22 protein-coding genes and 1 tRNA gene are annotated in these 24,022 nt (G+C 68.9%); 2 read left to right on the forward strand and 21 right to left on the reverse strand.

The genetic code is table 11. The features are described 5' to 3' along the window. Positions 1-42: 42 nt before the first annotated feature. On the forward strand, positions 43-1,959 hold the full coding sequence (gene dxs / locus U8331_RS10575; RefSeq protein WP_481130997.1) for a 1-deoxy-D-xylulose-5-phosphate synthase: 1,917 nt from the start codon (positions 43-45) through the stop codon (positions 1,957-1,959). A gap of 17 nt (positions 1,960-1,976) precedes the next feature. Here dxs and U8331_RS10580 read toward each other — a convergent pair whose 3' ends face one another. The 21 genes from U8331_RS10580 to U8331_RS10680 all read right to left on the reverse strand — a co-directional run bounded on the left by U8331_RS10580 (position 1,977) and on the right by U8331_RS10680 (position 22,254). After that, a complete protein-coding gene (locus tag U8331_RS10580) occupies positions 1,977-2,993 on the reverse strand; it encodes a TraB/GumN family protein (RefSeq protein WP_481130998.1) in 1,017 nt (338 codons plus the stop codon). 285 nt (positions 2,994-3,278) lie between these two features. Then, positions 3,279-3,355: transfer RNA gene (locus tag U8331_RS10585), tRNA-Pro, on the reverse strand. Positions 3,356-3,416: 61 nt separating this feature from the next. Next, positions 3,417-3,773, reverse strand: a complete 357-nt coding sequence (locus tag U8331_RS10590) for a MerR family transcriptional regulator (RefSeq protein ID WP_481130999.1) — start codon at positions 3,771-3,773, stop codon at positions 3,417-3,419. Next, positions 3,766-4,071, reverse strand: coding sequence for an integration host factor subunit alpha (locus U8331_RS10595; RefSeq protein WP_481131000.1), 306 nt, complete (start codon positions 4,069-4,071; stop codon positions 3,766-3,768). Before U8331_RS10595 ends, U8331_RS10590 begins: the two co-directional genes overlap by 8 nt. Before the next feature lie 28 nt (positions 4,072-4,099). Further along, on the reverse strand, positions 4,100-6,487 hold the full coding sequence (pheT, locus tag U8331_RS10600; RefSeq protein ID WP_481131001.1) for a phenylalanine--tRNA ligase subunit beta: 2,388 nt from the start codon (positions 6,485-6,487) through the stop codon (positions 4,100-4,102). Positions 6,488-6,506: 19 nt separating this feature from the next. After that, positions 6,507-7,517, reverse strand: a complete 1,011-nt coding sequence (pheS, locus tag U8331_RS10605; protein ID WP_481131002.1) for a phenylalanine--tRNA ligase subunit alpha — start codon at positions 7,515-7,517, stop codon at positions 6,507-6,509. 217 nt (positions 7,518-7,734) lie between these two features. Beyond that, the gene (gene rplT, locus U8331_RS10610) at positions 7,735-8,094 is read right to left on the reverse strand and encodes a 50S ribosomal protein L20 (protein ID WP_445099907.1); all 360 of its coding nucleotides are present in this window, start codon (positions 8,092-8,094) and stop codon (positions 7,735-7,737) included. A 13-nt stretch (positions 8,095-8,107) separates the two neighbouring features. Further along, positions 8,108-8,305: a 50S ribosomal protein L35 gene (gene rpmI / locus U8331_RS10615; protein WP_036207173.1), complete on the reverse strand. Its 198-nt coding sequence runs from the start codon at positions 8,303-8,305 to the stop codon at positions 8,108-8,110. Positions 8,306-8,541: 236 nt separating this feature from the next. Continuing rightward, entirely contained in the window at positions 8,542-9,066 is a 525-nt protein-coding gene (gene infC / locus U8331_RS10620; protein ID WP_481132959.1) for a translation initiation factor IF-3, read from the reverse strand. Positions 9,067-9,132: 66 nt separating this feature from the next. Next, on the reverse strand, positions 9,133-11,034 hold the full coding sequence (gene thrS, locus U8331_RS10625) for a threonine--tRNA ligase (protein WP_481131003.1): 1,902 nt from the start codon (positions 11,032-11,034) through the stop codon (positions 9,133-9,135). A 420-nt stretch (positions 11,035-11,454) separates the two neighbouring features. Then, entirely contained in the window at positions 11,455-12,243 is a 789-nt protein-coding gene (locus U8331_RS10630) for a TIGR04290 family methyltransferase (RefSeq protein ID WP_481131004.1), read from the reverse strand. Beyond that, entirely contained in the window at positions 12,236-12,517 is a 282-nt protein-coding gene (locus tag U8331_RS10635; protein ID WP_481131005.1) for a hypothetical protein, read from the reverse strand. The genes U8331_RS10630 and U8331_RS10635 overlap by 8 nt, the downstream gene beginning before the upstream one ends. Next, positions 12,501-13,625, reverse strand: a complete 1,125-nt coding sequence (locus U8331_RS10640) for a CgeB family protein (protein WP_481131006.1) — start codon at positions 13,623-13,625, stop codon at positions 12,501-12,503. Before U8331_RS10640 ends, U8331_RS10635 begins: the two co-directional genes overlap by 17 nt. After that, on the reverse strand, positions 13,622-14,713 hold the full coding sequence (locus tag U8331_RS10645; protein WP_481131007.1) for a CgeB family protein: 1,092 nt from the start codon (positions 14,711-14,713) through the stop codon (positions 13,622-13,624). Before U8331_RS10645 ends, U8331_RS10640 begins: the two co-directional genes overlap by 4 nt. Beyond that, positions 14,706-15,848, reverse strand: a complete 1,143-nt coding sequence (locus U8331_RS10650; RefSeq protein ID WP_481131008.1) for a CgeB family protein — start codon at positions 15,846-15,848, stop codon at positions 14,706-14,708. Before U8331_RS10650 ends, U8331_RS10645 begins: the two co-directional genes overlap by 8 nt. Continuing rightward, entirely contained in the window at positions 15,845-17,014 is a 1,170-nt protein-coding gene (locus tag U8331_RS10655; protein ID WP_481131009.1) for a glycosyltransferase family 4 protein, read from the reverse strand. The genes U8331_RS10650 and U8331_RS10655 overlap by 4 nt, the downstream gene beginning before the upstream one ends. After that, complete coding sequence (locus U8331_RS10660; RefSeq protein ID WP_481131010.1) at positions 17,004-18,017, reverse strand: Gfo/Idh/MocA family protein; 1,014 nt, start codon at positions 18,015-18,017, stop codon at positions 17,004-17,006. Before U8331_RS10660 ends, U8331_RS10655 begins: the two co-directional genes overlap by 11 nt. Beyond that, on the reverse strand, positions 18,014-18,976 hold the full coding sequence (locus U8331_RS10665; RefSeq protein ID WP_481131011.1) for an MDR/zinc-dependent alcohol dehydrogenase-like family protein: 963 nt from the start codon (positions 18,974-18,976) through the stop codon (positions 18,014-18,016). The genes U8331_RS10660 and U8331_RS10665 overlap by 4 nt, the downstream gene beginning before the upstream one ends. Continuing rightward, positions 18,973-20,106: an NAD-dependent epimerase/dehydratase family protein gene (locus tag U8331_RS10670; RefSeq protein WP_481131012.1), complete on the reverse strand. Its 1,134-nt coding sequence runs from the start codon at positions 20,104-20,106 to the stop codon at positions 18,973-18,975. The genes U8331_RS10665 and U8331_RS10670 overlap by 4 nt, the downstream gene beginning before the upstream one ends. Next, positions 20,103-21,251 carry an NAD-dependent epimerase/dehydratase family protein gene (locus U8331_RS10675; RefSeq protein WP_481131013.1) on the reverse strand — a complete coding sequence of 383 codons (1,149 nt, stop codon included), beginning with the start codon at positions 21,249-21,251 and terminating at the stop codon, positions 20,103-20,105. Before U8331_RS10675 ends, U8331_RS10670 begins: the two co-directional genes overlap by 4 nt. Beyond that, a complete protein-coding gene (locus U8331_RS10680; RefSeq protein WP_481131014.1) occupies positions 21,238-22,254 on the reverse strand; it encodes a UDP-glucuronic acid decarboxylase family protein in 1,017 nt (338 codons plus the stop codon). Before U8331_RS10680 ends, U8331_RS10675 begins: the two co-directional genes overlap by 14 nt. Before the next feature lie 1,044 nt (positions 22,255-23,298). On the opposite strand from U8331_RS10680, the gene U8331_RS10685 reads away from it, so the two are divergent. Continuing rightward, entirely contained in the window at positions 23,299-23,934 is a 636-nt protein-coding gene (locus U8331_RS10685) for a tyrosine-type recombinase/integrase (protein ID WP_481131015.1), read from the forward strand. Positions 23,935-24,022 lie beyond the last annotated feature (88 nt).

Here is a 24,022-nt window from a genome sequence, read left to right on the forward strand (position 1 = left end):
CGGCGGCGGGACAATGGGCGACTGCCGTCCGATGCCGTATTGATGATCGATCCACAACGCTATCCGCGCCTGTCACGCATCTCGGTGCCGGCCGACCTGCGCCGGTTTCCCGAAGAGGAATTGCCGGCCATCGCCGATGAGCTGCGTGCTTACCTGATCGAACAGGTGGCGCAGTCCGGCGGCCATTTCGGCGCGGGCCTGGGTGTGATCGAACTGACCGTCGCCCTGCACTGGCTGTACGAAACGCCGGTCGACCGGCTGGTGTGGGACGTCGGCCACCAGACCTACCCGCACAAGATCCTCACCGGCCGCCGCGATGCGATCCGCACCGTCAAGCAGAAGGACGGCGTCGCGCCGTTCCCCAAGCGCGAGGAGTCCGAATACGACACCTTCGGCGTCGGCCACAGCTCGACCAGCATCTCGGCCGCGCTGGGCATGGCGATCGCGCTGCAGCGCGCCGGCGACGACCGCAGGGTGGTGGCGGTGATCGGCGATGGCGCGATCACCGGCGGCATGGCGTTCGAGGCGCTGGCCCACGGCGGCGGCATGGGCGACGAGCCCGGCGGCGTCGAGCCGAATCTGCTGGTGATCCTCAACGACAACCAGATGTCGATCTCCGAGAACGTCGGCGGCGTCACCCGGATGCTCGGCCGGCTGTCGGGCAGCCGTACCCTCAACGCGATCCGCGAGGGAGGCAAGAAGCTGCTCGGCGACAAGCACGGCGCGCCGGCGCGCTTCGTCAAGCGCTGGGAGGAACAGTGGAAGGGCATGGTGCTGCCGTCCACCTTCTTCGAGGAACTCGGCTTCCACTACACCGGCCCGATCGACGGCCACGACATGGGCGCGCTGCTGGGCGCGCTGAAGACGCTCAAGGGCCTCAAGGGCCCCCAGCTGCTGCACATCATCACGACCAAGGGCAAGGGCTACGAGCTCGCCGAGGGCGACCAGATCGGCTACCACGCGGTCAGTCCCTTCGACCCGACGCAGGGCATGGTCAGCAAGCCGGGCGCGAAGAAGCCGACCTACACCGACGTGTTCGGCGACTGGCTATGCGACATGGCCGCCGTCGACGAGTGCCTGCTCGGCATCACCCCGGCGATGCGCGAGGGTTCCGGCCTGGTGCGCTTCAGCCGCGAATACCCGCAGCGCTACTTCGACGTCGCCATCGCCGAGCAGCACGCGGTCACGCTGGCGGCCGGCATGGCCTGCGAAGGCGCCAAGCCGGTGGTCGCGATCTACTCGACCTTCCTGCAGCGCGGCTACGACCAGCTGGTGCACGACGTCGCGATCCAGAACCTCGACGTGCTGTTCGCGATCGACCGCGGCGGCGTGGTCGGCCCCGACGGCGCGACCCACGCCGGCAACCTCGACCTGAGCTACCTGCGCTGCGTGCCGAACATGGTGGTGATGGCGCCGGCCGACGAGGAGGAATGCCGAAAGATGCTGTCGACCGGCTTCCGCTTCGAGGGTCCCGCCGCGGTGCGCTACCCGCGCGGCACCGGCCCCGGGGTCGCGCTGCAGCCGGGTCTGGATACCCTGCCGATCGGCAAGGCCGAAGTCCGCCGCGAAGGCGGTCCGGTCGCCCTGCTCGCCTTCGGTGCGATGGTCGCCGCGGCCGAGCAGGTCGGCGCGGCGCTCGGGCTGACGGTGGTCAACATGCGCTTCGTCAAACCGCTCGACCGTGAGCTGGTCCTGCAGCTTGCCGCCTGCCACGAAGGCTTCGTCACGATCGAGGACAACGTCGTCGCGGGCGGTGCGGGCAGCGGCGTGGCCGAACTGCTGTCGTCCGGGGGCATCACCCTGCCGGTGCTGCACCTCGGCCTGCCGGACGAGTTCCAGCACCATGCCAGCCGCGAGCAGCTGCTGGCCGAGGCGGGGCTCGACGCCGCCGGCATCGAGGCCAGCGTGCTGGCACGCTGGCCCGGCCTGGGCACATCGAGCGGAGTGGCCGTCGGCTGACGGCGGCCCGCCCGCTCCTACAGCGCCTGCGCAGGACCCGCGGAGCGGTCGGCGATCACATCGCCGTCGTCGTCCGCCGACCCGGCATCGCCCGGTGACACAAGCCGATAGCCGCGGCCCACCAGTTCGGACAGCATGCCGTCCGGCGACAGCACCTCATCCATCGACAGCAGTGCGAACGTCACCCGGTTCGATGCCAGGGCGCGTTCCGCCTGTTCCACCCACACCGCCCTCACCCGGTCGCCGATATCGGCGTAGCCGTGCCGCTGCGCGAAATCGCTGTCGAGGACGGACTCGATGCAGGCGCGGTCGATGCGCTGCTCCGGCAGGCGCCGCAGGGTCTCGATGTCGCCAGTGGCCCAGGCATTGGCACGCGTGACCAGCCGGGGGATCCCGGTTTCCAGCTGTTCGAGGGTGCCCTCCATGCATGCCGAGTCATCGAGTGCGGTGCGGTTGTAATCGCGGATCAGCTGCCGCGGTTCATCAACGTCGGTACGCGCATTGACCGCGGTCGGTTCGAGCCCCGCCACTTCGGTCGCCTGCTTGAGTCGTGGCCCCAGCACCGCGTCGCCGAGGCCATGCTTCTCCAGGGCCGCTTCGTGGAGCTTGTGGGCGGCGAACATCGGACGCCAGCGTTCCACGCTCAGCTCCCATCCCAGGTAGCGCTCCTTCTGCAACCGCCAACGCTCGTAAAGATCGGGCGGCAGTACATCCTCCAGCTCCTTGCCGTCGGGGTTGCGGCGGATACGGAGCGCCGACGGCAGCAGTGCAAGGCCGCTGAAAAAGCCGAGGTCCCAGTGCATCGCGAAGCCCGGTTCCCAGAGCACCTCATCCGCCTCCGCGATCACGGCCTCGACTTCTGTCGACTGCCATTGCAGGTCGAGCGGCAGCGGCTTGACCGTGCCCAGCACCCACAGCACGTGGCCATTCCCGTCGATCACTTTCCACAGCCCCGGTCCGGGCTGCGTGCCGGTGACCACCACGGTGTCCAGGTCGCGGATGGCTTCGCTGGCCGCTGGAGGAACCTGCGGCATCTGTACGGACCGGGGTGAGGGTCCACCGGCTTCCGCGGCGGCCGCGGGCGCGGCAAGCGCGCCCGCGAGGACAATCTCAAAAACCATTGCAACGGCGTTGCGCATTCCATTCGCTCCTTGTTCCATGGGCTGCCGCACCGCGGATCGACACGGACAGGTCGCGGATTGACCGCGGGTGCACGTGCGAGTTCCCGCGACACGGCCCGACCGGAGCTCGCGGTATGACAAAAACAAAAACGCCCGGCGCTGCACGCCGGGCGTCTGGTGTCGACAACGTCGCTGAATTGGTCGGGACGGCCGGATTTGAACCGACGACCACCTGTCCCCCAGACAGGTGCGCTACCAGGCTGCGCTACGCCCCGAAAGTCTTGCTTGGTCCGCTCCGCGAGCGGGCGGTGAGTATAGCCGAGTTGTGCGGTGCGGTCAGCGCCGCAACAGCTGCAGCACTTCCTCCAGCTCCATCCGCACCTGACGGATGATCTGCGAGCTCAGCGCCGACTCGTCGCGCGCGGCCTCGCCCTCCAGCCGCAGCCGTGCGCCGCCGATGGTGTAGCCCTGCTCGTACAGCAGCCCGCGGATCTGGCGAACCATCAGCACCTCGTGGCGCTGGTAATAGCGGCGGTTGCCGCGGCGCTTGACCGGGTTCAGCGAGGGGAACTCGGTCTCCCAGTAACGCAGCACGTGCGGCTTGACGTCGCACAGCTCGCTGACCTCGCCGATGGTGAAGTAGCGCTTGGCCGGGATCGGCGGAAGCTCGCGGTTGCTGCCCGGGTCAAGCATGGGTCGCGCCTCCGCCGTAGGCTTCCACCCGCTCCTTGAGCTTCTGCCCCGGCTTGAAGGTGACCACGGTGCGTGCGGAGATCGGGATCTCCTCGCCGGTCTTGGGGTTGCGGCCCGGTCGCTGGTTCTTGCGGCGCAGGTCGAAGTTGCCGAAACCCGAGAGCTTCACCTGCCGGCCGCTTTCCAGAGCCTGCCGCAGGGTATCGAAGAACGCGTCAACGAACTCCTTCGCCTCGCGCTTGTTGAGCCCGACCTCGTCGAAGAGGCGTTCGGCCATTTCAGCCTTGGTCAGTGCCATCGTGTCCTTCCTGCCGCTCCCCGGCCACTCAGCCGCGGATCGCGGCCGCGTGCCGCTGTTGCAGTTCCGCAGTCACCGCGGCGATCACCGCGTCCACGTCGTGGTCCGTCAGAGTGCGGGTTTCTTCCTGCAGAATCAAGCCCATAGCGAGACTCTTGCATCCAGATTCCACCCCCTTGCCCTGGTACACGTCGAACAGCACCAGATCGCGCAGGGCCGGACCGGCGGCGGCCCGGACGGTGGCCGCCAGCGCGCCCCAGGCGACGTCCTGCGGGACCACGAAGGCAAGGTCGCGGCGGACCGACGGGAAGCGCGAACGCGTCGTCGCCCTCGGCAGCGGGCGGGTCAGCAGCGGGTCGAGATCGAGCTCGAACGCCAGCACGTCGACGTCGATGTCCAGTTCGCCGGCGAGCCGCGGGTGCAGCTGGCCGATCCAGCCGAGGCGGACCTCGGCGTCGCCGTCGACCCGGAACACGTCGGCCGAGCGGCCCGGATGCGCCCACGCCGGCTCCGACGGGTGGAACTCCAGCCGCGCACCCGACACCGCCGCCAGGCTCTCGAGGTCACCCTTGAGGTCGTGGAAGCCGACCGGGCGCGAGGCGCTGCCCCACTGTTCGGGGTCGGCGCTCCCGCAGACCGCAGCCGCGATCCGCTGCGTATGCAAAGGCGCTTCGCCGGCCCGCGCGGTGAACACGTTGGCGATCTCGAACAGCCGAACGCGCGACTGCTGACGCGCGGTGTTGCGGCCGAGCGCGGCCACCAGCCCCGGCAGCAGCATGGTGCGCATGACGCCGAGCTCGGCGCTCAGCGGATTGGCCAGCGCGACGCTCCCGTCGGTGGCGCCCCAGGCCTGCAGCAGGGTGGCGTCGACGAAGGCGTAGTTCAGCGCCTCCAGGCAACCGCGCGCGGCCAAGTGGCGGCGCACCATCCCGCCTTCGATCCGTGCCTCGCTGGGCGCCACCAGCCGCGACGCGCCGCCGGGCAGCGTGGTCGGCACGGCGTCGTAGCCGTGGATGCGGGCGACTTCCTCGATCAGGTCCTCCTCGATCGCGAGGTCGAAGCGGCGGCTCGGCGCGGTGACCTGCCAACCGGCCGGATCGGCCTCGACCGCCAGGCCAAGCGCGCGGAGGATCCGCTCCACCTCGCCGTCGGCGACCGCGAGTCCGAGCACGCGCGCCAGCCGATCGCGGCGCAGCAGGATCGGCCGCGGCTGCGGCAGGTGCTCGGGCAGCGTCGCCTCGACCACCGGACCCGGCGTGCCGCCGGCAGCGTCGAGGATCAGCCGGGTCGCGTATTCCAGCGCGAGCCGCGGCAGCTCCGGGTCGACGCCACGCTCGAACCGGTGGGCGGCATCGGTGTGCAGGCCGAGCTTGCGGCTGCGGCCGATGATCGCCTCGGGCGCGAAGTGCGCGGACTCGAGGAAGACGTTGCGGCTGGCATCGGTCACCCGGGTATCGAACCCGCCCATCACGCCGGCCAGCGCGACCGGGCGGTCGGCGTCGGTGACCAGCAGGAAGCCATCGTCGAGCTTTGCCTCGCGGCCGTCGAGCAGGGTCAGGGTTTCACCATCGCGGGCGCGGCGCACGCCGACCGGGCCGGTCAGGGTGTCGCGGTCGAACGCGTGCATCGGCTGGCCGAGTTCGAGCATCACGTACTGGGTGACGTCGACCAGCAGGCTCACCGGTCGCACGCCGCTGCGGCGCAACCGCTCGGCGATCCGCCACGGAGTCGGCGCGGCGGCATCGACGCCCTCGATCACGCGGCCGCAGTAGCGCGGCGCGTCGGCGCCGGCGTGCAGCTCGACCGGCAGGCCGGCCTCGCTGGCGGCCGGCACCGGCGCGATTTCCAGCGGCGCGACCTCGCTGCCGGAGGCGGCGGCGACGTCGTAGGCGATGCCGCGCACGCCGAAGCAGTCGGCGCGGTTGGGGGTCAGCTTGATCTCAATGCTGGCGTCCGGCAGGCCGAGCAGTTCGGCCATCGGCTGGCCGACGGTGGCGTCGGCCGGCAGCTCCAGCAGGCCGGAGGCATCAGCGTCGGTGCCCAGCTCCTTGGCCGAGCACAGCATCCCGAAGGACTCGACGCCGCGCAGCTTCGCCGGCTTGATCGCCATGCCGCCGGGCAGCACCGCACCGACCTTCGCCAGCGGTGCCTTCAGGCCCACGCGCGCGTTCGGCGCGCCGCAGACGATCTGCACCGTCTGGCCGTTGCCGGCATCGACCGTGCAGACCTGCAGGCGGTCGGCCTCGGGGTGCCTTTCGGCGCCGACGATCTCGGCCACCACCACGTTGTCGAGCGCGCCGCCGAGGTCGGTGACCTCCTCGACTTCCAGCCCGATCGCGGTCAGCGTCGCCACCAGCTGGTCGCGGCTGGCGGTGGTCGGCACGTGCTGGCGCAGCCAGCTCTCGGAAAATTTCATCGCGGAATCCGTGTGCGGGTCAGGCGAACTGGCGCAGGAAGCGCACGTCGTTCTCGAAGAAGCTGCGCAGGTCGTCGACCCCGTAGCGCAGCATCGCGAAGCGCTCGACGCCCAGGCCGAACGCGTAGCCGGTGTACTTCTCCGGGTCGATGCCGACGTTGCGCAGCACGTTCGGGTGGACCATGCCGCAGCCGAGCACCTCCAGCCAACGGGTCGAGCCGTCGGGCTGCTGCCAAGCGATGTCGACCTCGGCCGAGGGCTCGGTAAACGGGAAGTAGCTCGGGCGGAAACGCATCTCGAAATCGCGCTCGAAGAACGCCCGCACGAACTCGGCCAACGTGCCCTTGAGGTCGGCGAAGCTGGCGTGCTCGTCGACCAGCAGCCCCTCGACCTGGTGGAACATCGGCGTGTGGGTCTGGTCGCTGTCGCTGCGGTAGACCTTGCCGGCGGCGATCATCCGCAGCGGCGGCTGGCCGCCGGCGGCGAGCAGGTCCTGCATGTAGCGCACCTGCACGCCCGAGGTGTGGGTGCGCAGCAGGCGGCCGTCGGCGAAGTAGAACGTGTCGTGCATCGCCCGCGCGGGATGGTGGGGCGGGAAGTTCAACGCCTCGAAGTTGTGCCAGTCGTCCTCGATCTCGGGGCCGTCGGCAAGCTCGAAGCCGAGCCGCCCGAAGATGTCGGCGATGCGCTCCAGCGTGCGACTGACCGGGTGCAGGCCGCCGCGGGCGGCATCGATACCCGGCAGGGTGACGTCGATGGTCTCGGCGGCGAGGCGGGCGTCGAGCGCGGCCGATTCCAGCGCGGCCTTGCGCTCGCCGAGCGCGGCGGTGACCGCGTCGCGGGCCTCGTTGATCGCCGCGCCGGCGGCTTTGCGCTCCTCCGCCGGCAGCCTGCCCAGCTGCTTGAGCTGGCCGGTGATGCTGCCGGACTTGCCGACCAGTGCGATCCGCAATGCCTCGATCGCCGTCGGCGAATCAGCCGCGGCGATGTCGGCGAGGGCCTGGGTGGTCAATGCCTGGATGTCACTCATTGCGCAATCCCGATGTCACCGGGCGATTCCGTTGTAGGAGCGACGTAGTCGCGACCCGCCGAACGCTTGAGGCGATGTACAGGTCGCGACTGACGTCGCTCCTACGGGAAGCCCATTCCGAAAACGAACATGGGGAAGGACTTGCGCCCTTCCCCATGCGTGTACCTCGTTGTCCGATCGCGGCGCGCCGTCACCGGCACGGCCGCGACGCGACACCTTACGCTGCGAGCGCGCCCTTGGCCTTCTCGGTCAGCGCGGCAAAACCCGCCGCGTCGTGCACGGCGATGTCCGCCAGCACCTTGCGGTCGAGGGTGATGCCGGCCTTCATCAGGCCGTTCATGAAGCGGCTGTAGCTCATGCCGTTGGCGCGGGCCGCCGCATTGATGCGGGTGATCCACAGCGAACGGAAATTGCGCTTCTTCTGCTTGCGGCCGATGTAGGCGTACTGCAGCGCCTTGGTGACCGCCTGCTTGGCGACGCGGAAGACCTTGCGGCGGGCGTGGTAGTAGCCCTTGGCCTGCTTGAGGATCTTCTTGTGGCGACGACGCGCCTGCACACCACGTTTGACTCGTGCCATTTCTCAGTCCTCCTCAGGCGTACGGCAACATGCGGGTGATACGACCGGCATCCTCGGCGCGGACGTGGTTCGTCTGCCGCAGGTTGCGCTTCCGCTTGGTCGCCTTCTTGGTGAGGATGTGGCTACGGTTGGCGTGGCCGCACTTGAACTTGCCGGACGCGGTCTTGCGAAAACGCTTGGCCGCACCGCGATGGGTCTTGATCTTGGGCATTGCGAATGTCCTTACGGGTTCTTGTCACTGGCCTGGGCGGTGGCTCGCGCCACGCTTTCCGTCCTGCCCGTGCCGGCTTGTAAGTCGTTGATCCGGAAGGATCGCGACAGGTCCTGGCTTCAACACACAACAAACCCCGGCGAACCGGGCCGGCCATTATGCCGTCCGTCAGCCGGGGTTGCAAATACCGCTTTGAAATCAGTCGTTTCGGCCGGGCGGCTCGCCCGACCGGGACCTCAGGCCTTCTTCTTCGGCGCGATCATCATCACCATCTGCCGGCCTTCAAGGCGCGGGCGCGATTCGATGACAATGTCTTCGCCGAGATCGGCCTCGATCCGCGCCGCCATCTCGCGGCCGAGCTCCTGGTGGCTCATCTCGCGTCCACGGAAGCGGATGTTGACCTTGATCTTGTCACCTTCCTCCAGGAACCCGCGCATCTTGCGCAGCTTGATCTGGTAGTCGCCCTCATCGGTGACCGGGCGGAACTTGACCTCCTTGATCTCGACCTGCTTCTGCTTCTTCTTGGCCGCGTTGGCCTTCTTCTGCAGGTCGAACATGAACTTGCCGAAGTCCATCACGCGGCAGACCGGGGGGTCGCCGTGCGGCTGGATCTCGACCAGGTCGAGTCCTTCTTCCTGGGCAAGGCTCAGGGCTTCATCGCGCGACAGGACGCCGACCATTTCGCCGTCGCTGCCGATCACACGCACTCTGGGGACGCGGATTTCCTGGTTCTTGCGATTCCGCTTGTCGGGGGTACTGATATTGCAATCTCCGGTATCGATCGTGCCGGCCGCGTCGGTGCGGCCGGGTCTGTATGCCACGCTGCCTCAGCGGGCGTTCTCGTCACGTAAACGCGCGGCGAATTCGGCGGCGGTCATCGACCCCAAATCCTCCCCTCCGCGGGTCCGCACCGCAACCATGCCGTTTTCCTTCTCGCGGTCTCCGACCACCAGCAGGTAAGGCACGCGCAGCAGCGTGTGCTCGCGAATCTTACGGCCGATTTTCTCGTTACGCAAATCGCTTTGCACCCGGAATCCTTGATTTGCAAGGGTTTTCCGGACCTCCTCCACGTACTCGCCCTGGGCATCGGTGATGTTCATCACCACCGCCTGCACCGGTGCCAGCCACGCCGGCAGCAGGCCGGCGTGGTGTTCGATCAGGATGCCGATGAAGCGCTCCATCGAGCCGACGATGGCGCGGTGCAGCATGACCGGGTGGCGCCGCTGGCTGTGCTCGTCGACGTACTCGGCGCCGAGCCGACCGGGCATCATGAAGTCGACCTGCATGGTGCCCAGCTGCCAGGTGCGGCCGATCGCGTCGCGCAGGTGGTACTCGATCTTCGGGCCGTAGAAGGCGCCCTCGCCGGGCAGTTCCTCCCACTCCACCCCCGCCTTGCGCAATGCGGCGCGCAGGGCTTCCTCGGCCTTGTCCCACGTGGCGTCGTCACCGAGCCGCGGCTCCGGGCGCAGGGCCAGCTTGACCTGCACGTCGGTGAAGCCGAAGTCGGCGTAGACCTTCATGGCCTGCGCATGGAACGCGGTGACCTCGGCTTCGATCTGCTCCTCGGTGCAGAACACGTGGCCGTCGTCCTGGGTGAAGCCGCGCACGCGCAGGATGCCGTGCAGCGCGCCGGACGGCTCGTTGCGGTGGCAGGCGCCGAATTCGCCGTAGCGGATCGGCAGGTCGCGGTAGCTGTGCAGGCCGTGGTTGAACACCTGCACGTGGCCCGGGCAGTTCATCGGCTTGAGCGCGTAGGTGCGCTTCTCCGACTCGGTGAAGAACATGTTCTCCTTGTAATTGTCCCAGTGGCCGGACTTCTGCCACAGCGACACGTCGAGGATCTGCGGGCAGCGCACCTCCTGGTAGCCGGACTCGCGGTACACCTTGCGCATGTACTGCTCGACCACCTGCCAGATCGACCATCCCTTCGGATGCCAGAACACCAGGCCCGGGGCCTCTTCCTGCAGGTGGAACAGGTCCTGCGCCTTGGCGATCTTGCGGTGGTCGCGCTTCTCGGCCTCCTCCAGCTGGTGCAGGTAGGCCTTCAGGTCCTTGTCGTTGAGCCAGGCGGTGCCGTAGATGCGGCTCAGCATCTGGTTGTTGTGGTCGCCGCGCCAGTAGGCGCCGGCCACCTTCATCAGCTTGAAGCTGCGCAGCTTGTCGGTGCCCGGCACGTGCGGGCCGCGGCACAGGTCGGTGAACTCGCCCTGGCTGTAGAGCGACAGCTCCTCGTTGGCCGGGATCGATTCGATGATCTCGGCCTTGTAGTGCTCGCCGATGCCCTTGAAGTACTCGACCGCGTCGTCGCGCGACTTGACGCTGCGGCTGACCGGCTGCGCCTCCTTGACGATCTTCTGCATCTCGGCCTCGATCGCCGGCAGGTCCTCCGGGGTGAACGGGCGCTCGTAGGCGAAGTCGTAGTAGAAGCCGTTGTCGATCACCGGGCCGATCGTGACCTGCGCGCCCGGGTACAGGCGCTGCACGGCCTGGGCCAGCAGGTGGGCGGTGGAGTGGCGCAGCACTTCGAGCGCGTCCGGGTGCTTGTCGGTGACGATCTCGAGGGTCGCGTCGTGGTCGATGCGGAAACCGGTGTCGACCAGCCGGCCGTCGACCTTGCCGGCCAGCGCGGCCTTGGCCAGGCCGGGGCCGATCGAGGCGGCGACGTCGGCGACGGAAACGGGGTGGTCGAACTCGCGGCGCGAGCCGTCGGGGAGCGTGATGGCGATCATGGGGTTCGTGTTCGGGTTTTGTAGGAGCGGCTTCAGCCGCGATCATGGAACCGGACGGGCGACCGGGCATCCGATCGCGGCTCAAGCCGCTCCTACAACAGCATGGAGGGGGGCCGGCGGCCGGACAAACAAAAAGCGCCACGAGGGCGCCTGCGCAGTGCGGAAGCCTTCGGGCGGGATCAGAGATGGGCGATGGTAGTGTCCATGTCGCACGCTCGGCCGGCGTTTTTTCCGCGGGCCACCTTTTTGACCGTCCGCGGCGGCGGCCGCGGCTCGGGCCAATGATAGTGGAGGATCGGCGCGGGGAGTCAAATACCGAGGGCCGCGCCGGCGCGGAACGGCAATCCTGCGCACTGGCGCGGCCACGAGGTCGGGCCGGGGCGGCGCGCGCACGGAGCCCGCCGCCCCGTGTACGCGCCTTCAGGTGCCAGTCGCGGCCCGCAACTCCGCGTCGATCATCCCGGCCATCTCACCGCCCTCCGCGGCCGGTTCGCACAGGTAGGTCTCGTGGGCGATCTTCGCCTTCACGTCGAACCCGGCACTTCGCAGCATCGCTTCCACACACGCGTGATCGGGCGCCCACCAGTTGGTCGGGTCGCACGCCAGGCGCTTTTCGATGAAGGCCATGCCGGGCCAGCCCGGTTCGCGCAGCCGGTCGCGATCATCGATGTCGAGATCTTCCGGCACCGCGAGCACCGCATCGCCCGGCATCGTCAGGGTCTGCACCACCATCAGCCGCCGGGTCCTGCGCCGGATGATGTCCAGCGCGAGCAGCGGATGCCTCAGGTGGTACAGCACGCCCATGAACCACACCAGGTCGAACTGCTCCGGCTCGCGGGCGAGGTCGTAGATCTGCATCTGGCGGAACTCGACCCGGTCCTGCAGACCCAGTCGTTCGGCCGCCCAGCGCGCCTGCCGCAGGTAATGGGGATCGAGGTCGATGGCGGTGACGCGCGCACCGCGGCGCGCCAGCTCGAAGGTGTAGAAGCCGGCATTGCAGCCGATGTCGAGCACGCTCCAGCCGGACAGGTCGGCCGGTACGTGCGGCGAGATCTCCTTCCATTTGAAGGAAGGAAAGTCGCCCAGCGCATGCTCCGGAGCGGTCTGTACGCCATCGATGCGCAGGTTGTGGAACCACGGCGCCAGCGCGTCGACCTGTGCCTGCAGGTCGGCGGTGTTGCCCGCGGCCTGGGCCAGCGGACTACTCACGCTCGACCAGCTTGAAGAAACGGCTGCGCTTGCCGTCCTTGGTTTCCTCCTGGTAGAGGAAGGCCAGCTCTTCGTCCTCGAATTTCTCGAAGAACTCGTCCCAGCTGATCGTCTCCAGCGCGGCATCGTCGCGGAACGAGATCCTCAGTACGCCAACCTCCTCGCCGTCCTCGCCGGTGTCCTTGACGGTCGCGGGCTTGCCCTCGCGCGCCTCCACCCAGCGCTTGATTTCGTCGTGGTCGGTCGTCGTTTGCGCCTCATGCTTCGCTGCCATCGCACACTCTCCCGGTCGATCGGACAACAAGACGGCGCTGGACGGCCCGATCGAAATACCGTTCCAGCGTCTCCGCCCGGTGGGCGGCGGTGTGTTCGGCCAACACGCGGCGCCGGCCGGCCTCGCCGATCCGGCGTCGCCGCGCGTCGGGCATGTCACGGAGCCAGTGCAGCACGTCGTCACCGGACCGGGCGATGAGGATCTCCTCGTCCGGTTCGAACAGCGTGTCCAGCCCGTCCCAGGGGTCGGAAATGATCGGCGTGCCGCACGCGGCCGCCTCGAACAGCCGCACGCTCGGCGACCAGCCGGCGGCCACCATGTCCGCGCGGGTGACGTTGAGGGTGAAACGCTGCTCGTTGTAGAACCGCCGGTGATCGGCCGGGGCCAGATGATCGATCCGCTCGACGTTGTCCGGCCAGTCGATCGCAATGGGGTACTGGGGCCCCGCCACCACGAACCGTCCTTCCGCCCACGCGCGCGCCGGCTGCATCAGCAAGCGCTCCAGCACCGGCTGGCGATCATCGCTGTACGTGCCCATGTACCCCAGGTCATGACGCGGTTCACGCGATTCGGGGTGGTAGCGCGACGGATCGAACGAGCAGTACAGCGGCACCGCCATGGGCGAGCCGTAGCGTTGTTCGAGCACCTGCAGCGACGGGCCTCCGCTGAAGGACAGGTACAGGTGGTAATGCGGGATCAACCGCGGATGCAGGTAGTCGCAGTCGCCGCGGTCCAGCCGGGCGAGGGTGACCGGCGTGTCGATGTCATAGAAGGCGACCGCGCCGCGCGCGACCGACTGGACCCAGTCGCCCACCTCGATGCCTTCCGGCACGTAGGAGCCGACGATGACCAGGTCGGCGCGTTCGACCGCGTCGGCGTGGCGGTCGGCCAGCTCGTCGAGGTCGTCGTAGAGCTCAAGCCGGCCCGGCAGGTCGCCGACCGCGTCCTGGTTGTCGGCATACCAGGGCTTGTCGCGCTCCAGGAACAGCACCCGGTGGCCCCGTTCGCACAGCGCATCGATCAGCGCGCGCCAGGTGGTGGCGTGGCCGTTGCCCCACGACGAGCGCAGGGTGAGCCCCAGCACGACGATGTCCAAGGATCGGGTCATGCGGTGACGCTCGCCTCGGCCAGCAGCAGGCGCTCGACCTGTTCTGCCCGGTGGTCGTAGGTGTGGTCGGCCAACAGGCGCTGGCGGGCACGTTCGCCGATGCGCGCCGCCTCGTCGGCATCGACCGATTCGAGGAAGCCGGCCACCTGCGCACCGTCGCCGGCCACCAGCACTTCACGGCCGGGTTCGAGGAAATCCTCGATGCCCTCCCACGCGTCGACGATCAGGCAGGCGCCGGCACCGGCCGCCTCGAACACGCGCGTCGGCGGCGACCAGCCGAACCGCGCCATGCTCTCGCGGTTGACGTTGAGCACCATGCGGACGCTGCAGTTGAACGCGTTGTGGTCTCGGGTGGAAACATGGCCGAGGCGCTCGACGTTGCCGGGCACGCCTTCGTCCCAGCCGCTGCCACCCAGCAGGAACCGCTGCCCGGGCGCGCGCCGCGCGGCATCGAAGAAGAACCGGTCCACCCGCGCCTCGCGGTCCGGCAGGCGGTTGCCGAGGAAGCCCAGATCGGCACGGAAGCGCGACTCGGCCGCAACCGGATGGTGGGTCGCCGGGTCGAGCGCGTTGTAGACGGGGATGCAGTCGCGCGCTCCGAGACCACGATACGCCGCCACCACGCGTGGCCCGCCGCCGTAGGTCAGCACCAGATCATAGCGTGGGATCAATGCCCTGAACGGGTCGGACGGATCGTCGTGCACGCGTTCCAGCGTCGCCGGTGCGTCCACGTCCCAGAACACCACGTTGCAGCGGTCCGAACGCAGGTTCAGGACCTCGCGCTCGAGCAGCGCGTCGAACACGCCGACACCGCTGGCCTTGACCACCACGTCGGCGCCGCGCGCCTGCTCGAGCGCCCGGGTGACCCCGTCCTCGCCCTCGCCCGGATACACCACCACCTTCGCCCAGTCGGGATCGTCGATGTCGCGATGCTGCTGGCGTTCGAATGCGTCGGGCTCGTAGAACGTCACCCGGTGGCCGCGCCGGTGCAGCGCATGGACGATGCCGCGGTAGTAGGTCGCGGCGCCATTCCAGTACGACGACACCAGGCTGGACCCGAAGAAAGCGATGTGCAGGCGCTCAGGCATGGGACAGGGTTCCGGTTCGGAGGGGCGTCTCTGCGGCGCGGGCGGGCGTCGACGCGTCCAGTTCCTCGAGGATCGACAGCAACTCGTCGACGCGGTGTGCGCAGGTGTGGCGGGCGCGAATGGTGGCCAGCCCGTGGGCGGACAGCGCCGCTGCCGCGGCCGGGTCGTAGACGATCTCGCGCAGGTGGCGTTGCATCTGCTGCCCGTCCTCGGCGACCAGGTAATCCCGGCCTGGCGTGAACAGCCCTTCGGCGTCCGGCCAGTGCGCGCAGACCAGCGGGATGCCGCAGGCGAGCGCCTCGAACACGCGGATCGTCGGAATGCCCGGCAGGGCCTCGACATACGGCCGGCGCGGCACGTGCACGGTCACCGCATGCCGGGCGAACACGTCCGGCGCGCGGTGGTTCGGCAACCAGCCACGGTAGTCGATCCCCGCGGCCTTCAATGCGGCGAGCGCTGCGTCGGGATAGCGCACGCCGTGGATCCGCGCCTTCAACCCGATCCGGTGCACGGGATCGATCAGGAACTCGTGCAGCTCGCGGCTGCGCTCGTCGTCGCCCCAATTGCCGATCCACACCAGGTCGCCTTCGCGCGGCGCGTCCGGCAGCGGGTGGAACACCCGGATGTCGGCGGCCTCGTGCCAGGTCCAGGCGCGCGCGCTCCAGCCATGGTCGAGATAGCGCTGCCGCACGGCCTCGCCGAACGCCAGCACGCCGTCGTAGCCGGACAGGTCGAACCGCGCCATCTCCCCGGGCGCCGTCGCCGAGCGGTGGTGGGTATCGTGGAACAGCAACCGGCAGCCGCGCGGCGCCCGCTCACCGATCGCGGCGATCAGCGCCGGGTCGTTCCACTCGTGCACCAGGGCGACGTCGGCGCCGTCGAGTGCCAGCTCCAGGTCGAGCGTGGCCGGGTCGTAGGTGCGGCTGCGCAGTTGCGGGAAACGCCGCTCGAACTCCTCGATCGGCGCGCGGCCGTGCCGTTCGATCAGCTGGCTCCGGCTCCAGCCGTCCTCCGGCTCGTACACCGCCACCTCGTGTCCGCGCGCAAGCAGGTCGGCGACCACGCCACGCAGGAAATGCGCGTTGCCGTGGTTCCAGTCCGACACCAGCGAGTGGTAGAACATGACGAACCTCACGGCGCCACCTCCGCCGCCGCGTGGTGGTCCATCGCCATCGGCACGGCGGGGCGGCGCCGCGCCAGCAGCTCGGCATAGGCCTGGCAGTAGCCGCGCGCCATTGCTTCGGGGGTGAACCGCTGCGCGTGCCGCTGCGCACGGTCGGCGTAGTAGCGCCGCAGCGGCTCGTTGTCGATGAGGCTTTTCAGTGCCGTTTCGAGTGCGTCGGGGTCGTCCGGCGGGACGAACACCGCGGCGTCGTCCCACACCTCGCGCAGGCTGCGGATATCGCCGAGCACGAGGGCACAGCCCGACAGCGCCGCCTCCAGTGCCGACAGGCCGAACGGCTCGTACCGCGCCGGCAGGGCGTAGATCGGCGCGCGGGCGAACCACTCGGACAAATCGGCCGAGGACAGCCGCCCGAGCGCGCGCACGTTGAGCAGGTCACGGCGGCCGGCGCCCTGGTGGTTCGCGTCCGGATGCCTTGATTCGCCAGCGATGCACACCGGCCACGGCAGCCGCGGGGCGACCTCGGCCAGCGCCGCCACGTTCTTGGCTTCGTCCCAGAGGCGGCCGGCCGCGAGGATCATCGGCTCGCGCGTGCGGGCGGACACGGTGTCCAGGCGCCTCCCGTTGGCGATCACCCGCGACGCCGGCAGCGGGCCGTAATGGCGCGTCAGCGCGGCAAGCATCGCGGCGGTCGGGGCGACCACCATGTCGGCCGCGTAGAGGCCGCTGCGCACACGGTCGTGGTATCGCGACCAGGCCGATGGCGCCGGCTCGCCGTGCACCGCCTGCCACCACGACAGCACGCAGGAATGCCCGACCATCAGCACCGGCGCGCCCCACGGCAGGTCGCCGTGGCTGTAATCGTTGAGCTGGACGATGTCGGGCCGGAACTCGGCGGCCAGCGAGAGCAGCCAGTCACCGGCCCGCTCGACGTCGTCCCACGGGTCCGCCATCCACGCGAGCCTGTATGGGCTGGTGCGCAGTTCGACCCCGGGAATCGCTCCGGCATCGCGTCGCTGGTCGGGGCTGGGTTCACCGCCCATCGTCGCCAGCAGGACCTCGTCGCCGCGCCGGGCGAGGACGCGGGCGAGCTCCAGCGCGTACTGCCAGACACCGCCGACCGTGTCGGCCGTCATCAGCACCCGCTGGCCGGGCGCGGCTGCGCACTTAACGTCCATAGATACCGTCCACCAGCGTTGCGACATCGATCAGGTGCCCGGCCGCCGGGTCGAACCGCTCGCCGTCGGCCAGCCTGCCCGCCCAGTGCACGAGCGCGCGGCCGCCCCAGGGGTCCGGCGGCCCGGCGATGCGCTCGCGTGCGGTGCCGTTGAAGCGTTCGACGGTGAAGTCGTAGAACGACCCGTCGACGTTGCGCAGCGCCGCGCCACCGCGGGTGCCGTAGAACGAAGCCTCGATGACCGCGTCGCGACCGGCCGGCAGGTGCCAGGAGCACGCCATCCGCACGCTTGCGCCGCTCTCGAGGCGCCACTGCGCGGTCGCGTAATCCTCCACTTCGGCCACCGGCCGCGGCAGTGCCCTCCCCTTTGCGAACAGCTGCGCATCCAGCGAGGCCGTGTCGGCCGCCCCGGCGATCCACAGCGCCAGGTCCGCCAGGTGGATGCCCAGGTCCATCACGCAGCCGCCGCCGGACTGGCGCATGTCGTGGAACCACGCCTTGTCGGGTCCGTAGGCGTTGTGGAATACGAGGTCTACGGCATAGAGGTCGCCCAGCTCGCCGCCCTGTACCAGGTCGCGCAGGGCCGCGACGCCGTTGACGTGGCGGTAGCTGAAGTCGACGTCGACCAGGCGGTCCGCACGACGCGCAGCGGCGAGCACCTGCCGCGCTTCGTCGGCGGTGCGGGTCAGCGGCTTCTGGCAGAACACCGCGAGTCCCGCCTCCAGCGCCGCGATCGCCTGCCCGGCGTGCGCTCCGCTGGGCGTGGCGATCACCACGCCGTCCAGGTCGTCTTCGGCCAGCAGGCCGGCAAGGTCCGGGGCGACCCGCGCGTCCGGAGCGCAGGCCGACGCGGCCGCGGTCGCGTCGCGGCTGGCATCGGCGATGGCCGCCACCGTGGCCACCCCGCTCCCGGCCAGTACCTGCATGCGCTGGCAGCCGATCCAGCCGACACCGAGGAATCCGAGCCGCGGACGTCGCGTCGAAGGTTGCAGTTGTGCGTTCACAGGCTCACCGTCGCTTTGAGGAATCCTTCCGGGCGCTGCCGCATCGCCTCGAAGGCGTCGCGCAGGCCGTCCAGCGGGTAGTGGTGGGTCATCAGCGGAAAGGGATCGAGGCGGCCGTCCTCCACCGCTTCCATGGCCTCGCGCAAGCCGCGCGCGGCGACCGCCGGGTCGCGCTCGTGGGCGTTGATCACGTCCAGTCCGCGCCAGTTCCACTGCTGCATGTCGACCTCTCGCGGTCCGTCCTGGTGGTAGCCCGCAATCACCAGGCGCCCGCCTTCGCCGCTGATGCCACTGGCGATGGTGAGCGTCGCCTGCTCGCCGGCGGCTTCGATCACCCGGGCGCAACCGGTGCCGTCGGTCAGTGAATTGACCTGGTCGATGGCCGCGTACCAGTCCTCGGTCTGGAAGGTCTCGACCGCACCGCAGTCCTTCGCCACCTGCAGCGAATACGGGCGGCGCGACAGCGCGATGACCTCCGCGCCGGTGCGGGTGGCGAGCTGGATCAGCAGCGCGCCGATGAATCCCACGCCAACCACGGCCACGCGCTGCCCGGGCTGGATGTCGCTGCGGCGGAAGATGTTCATCGCGCAGGCCAGGGGCTCGCCCGGCAACGGACGATCGCCCACCGAGACCGGGAGCCGCGCCAGGGCACTGGCGGGCGCCACGTCGAACTCGGCATAGGCGTGGCCGGACAGCAGTGCGACGCGGTCGCCGGGCTTCCATTCGTCCACGCCATCGCCGACAGCATCCACTTCGCCCCAGCCCTCGTGGCCCGGCGCCCCCGGTTCCAGCGGGTACTCGAACCACGGTTTGCCGGCCCAGACCGGCAGGTTGGACGCGCACACGCCGCAGCCCGCAAGCCGTACCCGCACCTGTCCCGGCGAAGGTTCCGGCCGGGCCGACCGCTGGACCTCGATGCGCCCATCGCCGCGCAGCACGGCGGCCTGCATGGCGCTCATGCGGCGCTGGTCCCGACGGCGCGCAGACCCCGGTCCGCCGTGGCGACAGCGGACCGTTCGCCTCGCCGTTGCGCCACCAGCCAGTCGTGCAGCCGCCGGACACCCTCGATCGCGCCGACCTTCGGCGCCCAGCCCGTCGCTGCAACGAACGCGGCGGAATCGGAAACGTAGTAGCGCTGGTCCCCGGTGCGCCAATCGGCATGCTCCACCGAAGGCTGTCGCCCGGTGAGCCGGCCGATCTGCTCGAGCAGTTCCACCAGACTGACCGTATTGGCCGGGCCGCCACCGATGTTGAATGCACGGCCGGCCACGTCCGGCATCCGCGCCTGGCAGCGCAGCAACGCGTCGACCAGATCCTCGACGTAGAGGATGTCACGCACCTGCAGGCCGTCGCCGTACAGGGTGATCGGCTCGCCGCGCAACGCCCGGATCAGGAAGTGCGCGACCCAGCCCTGGTCCTCGGTCCCGAACTGGTGCGGACCGTAGATGCAGCTCATGCGGAACACCGCCGTGCGCAGGCCGTAGCTGCGCGCGTAATCGAGGACGTACTGGTCGGCGCCGCCCTTGGAGCAGCCGTAGGGGCTGTGGAAATCCAGCGGCCGGGCCTCGCCGATGCCGGTGTCCCGCAGGTCCGCGTCGCGGGGCTGGTAGCGGCTCCCGGTGGCGTCCAGCGCGACATCCTCGAGGGCGCCGTAGACCTTGTTGGTCGAGGTGAACACCAGCGATGGCGGGCGACGCGCGTGGCGGATGGCTTCCAGCAGGTTCAGGGTGCCATGCAGGTTCACCTCGAAATCCTCGGCGGGGTCGTCGAGGCTGGAGGTCACCGCGACCTGCGCCGCCAGGTGGAACACCTGCGACACCCCGTCCACCGCGCTCCGCAGGCGGTCGGCATCGCGCACGTCGGAGATGTCGACCTGCAGCCGCTCGCCGTGGGTCTCGCGCAACCACTGCAGGTTCTGCTCCACGCCGGCGCGCGACAGGTTGTCGTAGACCCGTACCTCGCGCCCCGCCGCCAGCAGGCGATCGGCCAGGTTGGTGCCGATGAAGCCCGCGCCGCCGGTGATCAGCACCGGCCCCGACTCGGCCATCGCGTGGGCCCCCGCCGTCCGTTCGGTTGCGCTGCCGGTCACCGTTGCAACCCCCGACGGGCGAGTTCCTGAGCGGCCGCGTCGACCCGGTCAAACGCGCTCTGGCCGACCATCCAGTCGACCAGTTCCTCCAGCCCCTCTTCGAGTTCGACCTGCGGCCGGTAGCCGATCACGTCGGCGGCGCGGTCGATGTCGGCGAAGCAATGACGGATGTCGCCGGTGCGGTACTTGCCGGTCACTTCGGCCGGCAGATCGTCGACGCCGAGCGCATGGGCCATCTGCCCGGCGACCTCCAGCACGCTGAGCGAGCGGCCGCTGCCGATGTTGAGCACCTGTCCGTCCGCTTCGGGCGTTTCCAGGGCCAGCCGGCAGGCCCGCGCCACGTCACGCACGCTGACGAAATCGCGCCGCTGGTGGCCGTCCTCGAAAATCAGCGGCGGGCGCCGGTTGAGGTAGCGCGAAGCGAAAATCGCCAGCACGCCGGTATACGGGTTGGAAAGCGCCTGGCGGGTGCCGTAGATGTTGAAAAAGCGCAGCGCGGTGGTCGGGATGCCATACGCCTGGCCGACGATCAGGCACAGCCGCTCCTGGTCGAGCTTGGACAGGGCGTACACCGACGAGGGGGAGGCGATCTTGCTCTCCGGCGTCGCCACCGGGGTCAGCACGCCGTGGCCGTCGTGCAGTTCCCACTCGCCCCGGGCGAGCTGGGCGAGCTGGCGTTCCGGCGGACTCACGACCCCGCCCGCGCCGTCGCGGTACAGCCCCTCGCCATAGATGCTCATGCTCGAGGCAACCACCAGCCGCTGCACCGGGGCGGCGGCGAGCGCCTCCAGCAACACCGCGGTGCCGCGGTTGTTGACGTCGGTGTAGTGCTCGATCTCGTACATGCTCTGGCCAACGCCGACCGCCGCGGCGAAATGGAACACCGCGTCCACCCCGGAGAGCGCGCGGCGCACCGCGGCCGGGTCGCGCACATCGCCGCGCACCAGTTCGACGTCCTCGTGCAGGTAGTCCGGCCGGCTGATGCCGTCGCCGTGGACCTGCTCGGACAGGTTGTCGAGGGCGCGGACGCGGTATCCCTTCGCCAGCAGTTCATCGGCGAGGTGAGACCCGACGAAGCCGGCGCCGCCGGTGATCAGGACCGTCTTCAATGCGCCGTCGCGGCGCCCCTGCTCAGGCGACGCCACGGGCAACCTCCAGGTTCGTGTCGATATCGGGTGCGCTGGTCATCGTCCGCTCGAACCAGGCCACCGTACGCTGCAGCCCCTCCTCCAGCGGCACCTTCGGCGACCAGCCGAGCGCCTCGCGGGCCAGCGCGATGTCCGGGCACCGCCGGGTCGGGTCGTCGACCGGTATCGGCCGATGCACCAGCCGCGAGCGCGAGCCGGTCATCTCGATGATGCGCTGCGCCAGTTCCAGGACGGTGACCTCGCACGGATTGCCCAGGTTGACCGGCCCGGTGAATTCCGCGGGCGTGTCCATCAACCGCACAATGCCGTCGATCAGGTCCTCCACGTAGCAGAACGACCGGGTCTGGCTGCCGTCGCCGTGGATGGTCATCGGTTCGTCGGCGAGCGCCTGCACGATCAGGTTGGACACCACCCGGCCGTCGTCGGCACGCATGCACGGGCCGTAGGTGTTGAAGATGCGGGCCACCTTGATCTGCACGCCGTGCAGGCGGTGGTAATCGAAGAACAAGGTTTCCGCGCAGCGCTTGCCTTCGTCATAGCACGCGCGCGGCCCGACGGTGCTGACCGCGCCGCGGTAGCTCTCGCGTTGTGGATGCTCCTCGGGTTCGCCGTATATCTCGCTGGTGGACGCCTGGAAGATCCGGGCGTCGCACTCGTGGGCCAGCCGGAGCATGTTCATCGACCCGTCGATGCAGGTGCGGATCGTCTTCACCGGGTCGGCCTGGTAATGCACCGGCGAGGCGCAGCAGGCGAGGTTGAATATCCGGTCGACCCGCAACTGGAACGGCTGCGTAATGTCGTGCCGGACGAACCGGAAAGCGGGGTGGTCGAGCAGCGGCGCCAGGTTGTGCATGCTGCCGGTCACGAGGTTGTCCAGCGCGACCACCTGGTAGCCGTCCCCGAGCAGCCGGGCGCACAGATGCGTACCGAGGAATCCGGCACCACCGGTCACCAGCGCGACCGGGTCGGTGCTCTTCTTCTTGCCGATTGATCCGTCCATATTCCACCTGGTCTGGGGCGACGGGTGAAGACACCCGCCGCGGTGAAAGCAAGCTTCTTCCAAGTGTCTGCAGCGCAAGATCGGTGCCAAGCGGCCGAAGCGCACGGAGAGGCTTGCAGGGCGCGTGTGTACGGAAAGTGGCGATGGAACGGGTGCCGGCGCCCGCTGCAACAATTGCCGCGCGGCGAAAATCTTTCTGGCGTGGCCTTGTGCCTGCGGCTGATGGCGGCTCGACCATGGCGCCCCGGCCCGGGACAAACACGGGACGATCGCGCAAATGCAAACGGCGGAGCCCCGAAGGACCCCGCCGTTGCATGTGTGAAACTGGTGGGCGGTACAGGGTTCGAACCTGTGACCCCTACCATGTCAAGGCTGGGAAACGGGCATTCAAGAGACCCCACCTAACCACAACCAACTGATTTGCATAGCCACTAGACTCCACTCGATCCACTACGTTTGCCGTACTACTGCCGTACTGGCTAGACTCGCCGCCCGCTCGCTGCAGACTTACGAAGGGGGAAGGCAGTGGTAGATCTGAGAACGGTGCGTAGCCGAGAGCGGTTGAAGTCTCGACGGGAGCCGTACTGGCAAAACCTGGCCATCGGACAAGCCATCGGGTTCCGTCCGTCGAAGTCGGGAGGCGCCGGAACGTGGATCGCTCGCTTCAATGACGCGGACAACGGGAAGCGCCCGACACGGTCGCTGGGAGACTTCGGCCACCTTCCGCCAAGTGAAAGATTCGGCGCTGCAGTCAAGGAAGCTCTGGAGTGGTTCAAGCACCTTTCATCCGGCGGCTCCCATGAGGTGCTGACGGTGCGGGATGCTTGCGAACGGTACGCCGAGCGTGGCCCAAAGGATGCCGCTGGGCGCTTTGAGCGATACGTCTATGGTGACCCTATCGCGCCTGTTCTACTGCACAAGCTGACCGCCCGACAGGTTCGCGCATGGCGCGACCGACTCGCTGCGATGCCCGCACAGGTGTCGCGGAACAAGTTGGGTCCAAAGACCACTCGCCCACGGAGTCAAGCAACTACCAACCGGGACATGGTTCCTTTCCGCGCTGCGCTGTATGAAGCGTACAGGAATGGTGACGTGCTGACCGACCACGCTTGGCGTGAGGCGTTGAAGCCCGTAGAGGTCAACAGCCGTCGCGACCTATATCTAACTCGGGCAGAACGGCAGGCGCTTGTGCATGAACTCCCTGCAGATGCTCAGGCATTCTGCCGTGCGCTGTGCCTACTCCCCTTGCGCCCCGGTGCGCTTGCTGCTGCTCGCGTTGGCGACTTCGACGCTCGACGTAGCACGTTGACTGTACGAAACGATAAGGCGGGCGAAGGTCGAACGCTGGTGCTGCCGCCTGCGACGGCCGATCTGCTGCGGGAGCAAATCAGGGGAAAGCTACCGGCCGCTTTCATCTTCATGCGAGCCGACGGGAGTGGGTGGAACAAGGATGCGTGGAAGAAGCCCATAAGCGCAGCCGCGCGAGCAGCTTCCCTGCCTCCCGGGACGGCGGCATATACCTTGCGCCACTCCGTCATCACCGACCTCGTGATCGGCGGGGGAACTGACTTGCTTACAGTGGCGAAGTTGGCCGGCACCTCCGTACGGATGATCGAGAAGACCTATGGCCATCTTCTGCAGGAACGAGCAACGGCGGCGCTGGCGACGCTCGCAATCTGACTGCTAGCATCACGGCGGGGATAGTTAGCTTTTACAGGGGATCAGATGACGTGGATATTGGTTGCGGCTGGAGTAGCCGCAGTAGCGG

It is taken from the genome of Lysobacter sp. CC-YZS074 (genome assembly GCF_056739745.1).

Excerpts from the sequence above, each read along its gene's own strand:
- dxs (WP_481130997.1), top strand. The coding sequence starts at position 43 with ATGATCGATCCACAACGCTATCCGCGCCTGTCACGCATCTCGGTGCCG.
- U8331_RS10580 (WP_481130998.1), bottom strand. The coding sequence starts at position 2,993 with ATGCCGCAGGTTCCTCCAGCGGCCAGCGAAGCCATCCGCGACCTGGAC.
- U8331_RS10590 (WP_481130999.1), bottom strand. The coding sequence starts at position 3,773 with ATGCTTGACCCGGGCAGCAACCGCGAGCTTCCGCCGATCCCGGCCAAG.
- U8331_RS10595 (WP_481131000.1), bottom strand. The coding sequence starts at position 4,071 with ATGGCACTGACCAAGGCTGAAATGGCCGAACGCCTCTTCGACGAGGTC.
- pheT (WP_481131001.1), bottom strand. The coding sequence starts at position 6,487 with ATGAAATTTTCCGAGAGCTGGCTGCGCCAGCACGTGCCGACCACCGCC.
- pheS (WP_481131002.1), bottom strand. The coding sequence starts at position 7,517 with ATGAGTGACATCCAGGCATTGACCACCCAGGCCCTCGCCGACATCGCC.
- rplT (WP_445099907.1), bottom strand. The coding sequence starts at position 8,094 with ATGGCACGAGTCAAACGTGGTGTGCAGGCGCGTCGTCGCCACAAGAAG.
- rpmI (WP_036207173.1), bottom strand. The coding sequence starts at position 8,305 with ATGCCCAAGATCAAGACCCATCGCGGTGCGGCCAAGCGTTTTCGCAAG.
- thrS (WP_481131003.1), bottom strand. The coding sequence starts at position 11,034 with ATGATCGCCATCACGCTCCCCGACGGCTCGCGCCGCGAGTTCGACCAC.
- U8331_RS10635 (WP_481131005.1), bottom strand. The coding sequence starts at position 12,517 with ATGGCAGCGAAGCATGAGGCGCAAACGACGACCGACCACGACGAAATC.
- U8331_RS10640 (WP_481131006.1), bottom strand. The coding sequence starts at position 13,625 with ATGACCCGATCCTTGGACATCGTCGTGCTGGGGCTCACCCTGCGCTCG.
- U8331_RS10645 (WP_481131007.1), bottom strand. The coding sequence starts at position 14,713 with ATGCCTGAGCGCCTGCACATCGCTTTCTTCGGGTCCAGCCTGGTGTCG.
- U8331_RS10655 (WP_481131009.1), bottom strand. The coding sequence starts at position 17,014 with ATGGACGTTAAGTGCGCAGCCGCGCCCGGCCAGCGGGTGCTGATGACG.
- U8331_RS10665 (WP_481131011.1), bottom strand. The coding sequence starts at position 18,976 with ATGAGCGCCATGCAGGCCGCCGTGCTGCGCGGCGATGGGCGCATCGAG.
- U8331_RS10680 (WP_481131014.1), bottom strand. The coding sequence starts at position 22,254 with ATGGACGGATCAATCGGCAAGAAGAAGAGCACCGACCCGGTCGCGCTG.
- U8331_RS10685 (WP_481131015.1), top strand. The coding sequence starts at position 23,299 with ATGGTTCCTTTCCGCGCTGCGCTGTATGAAGCGTACAGGAATGGTGAC.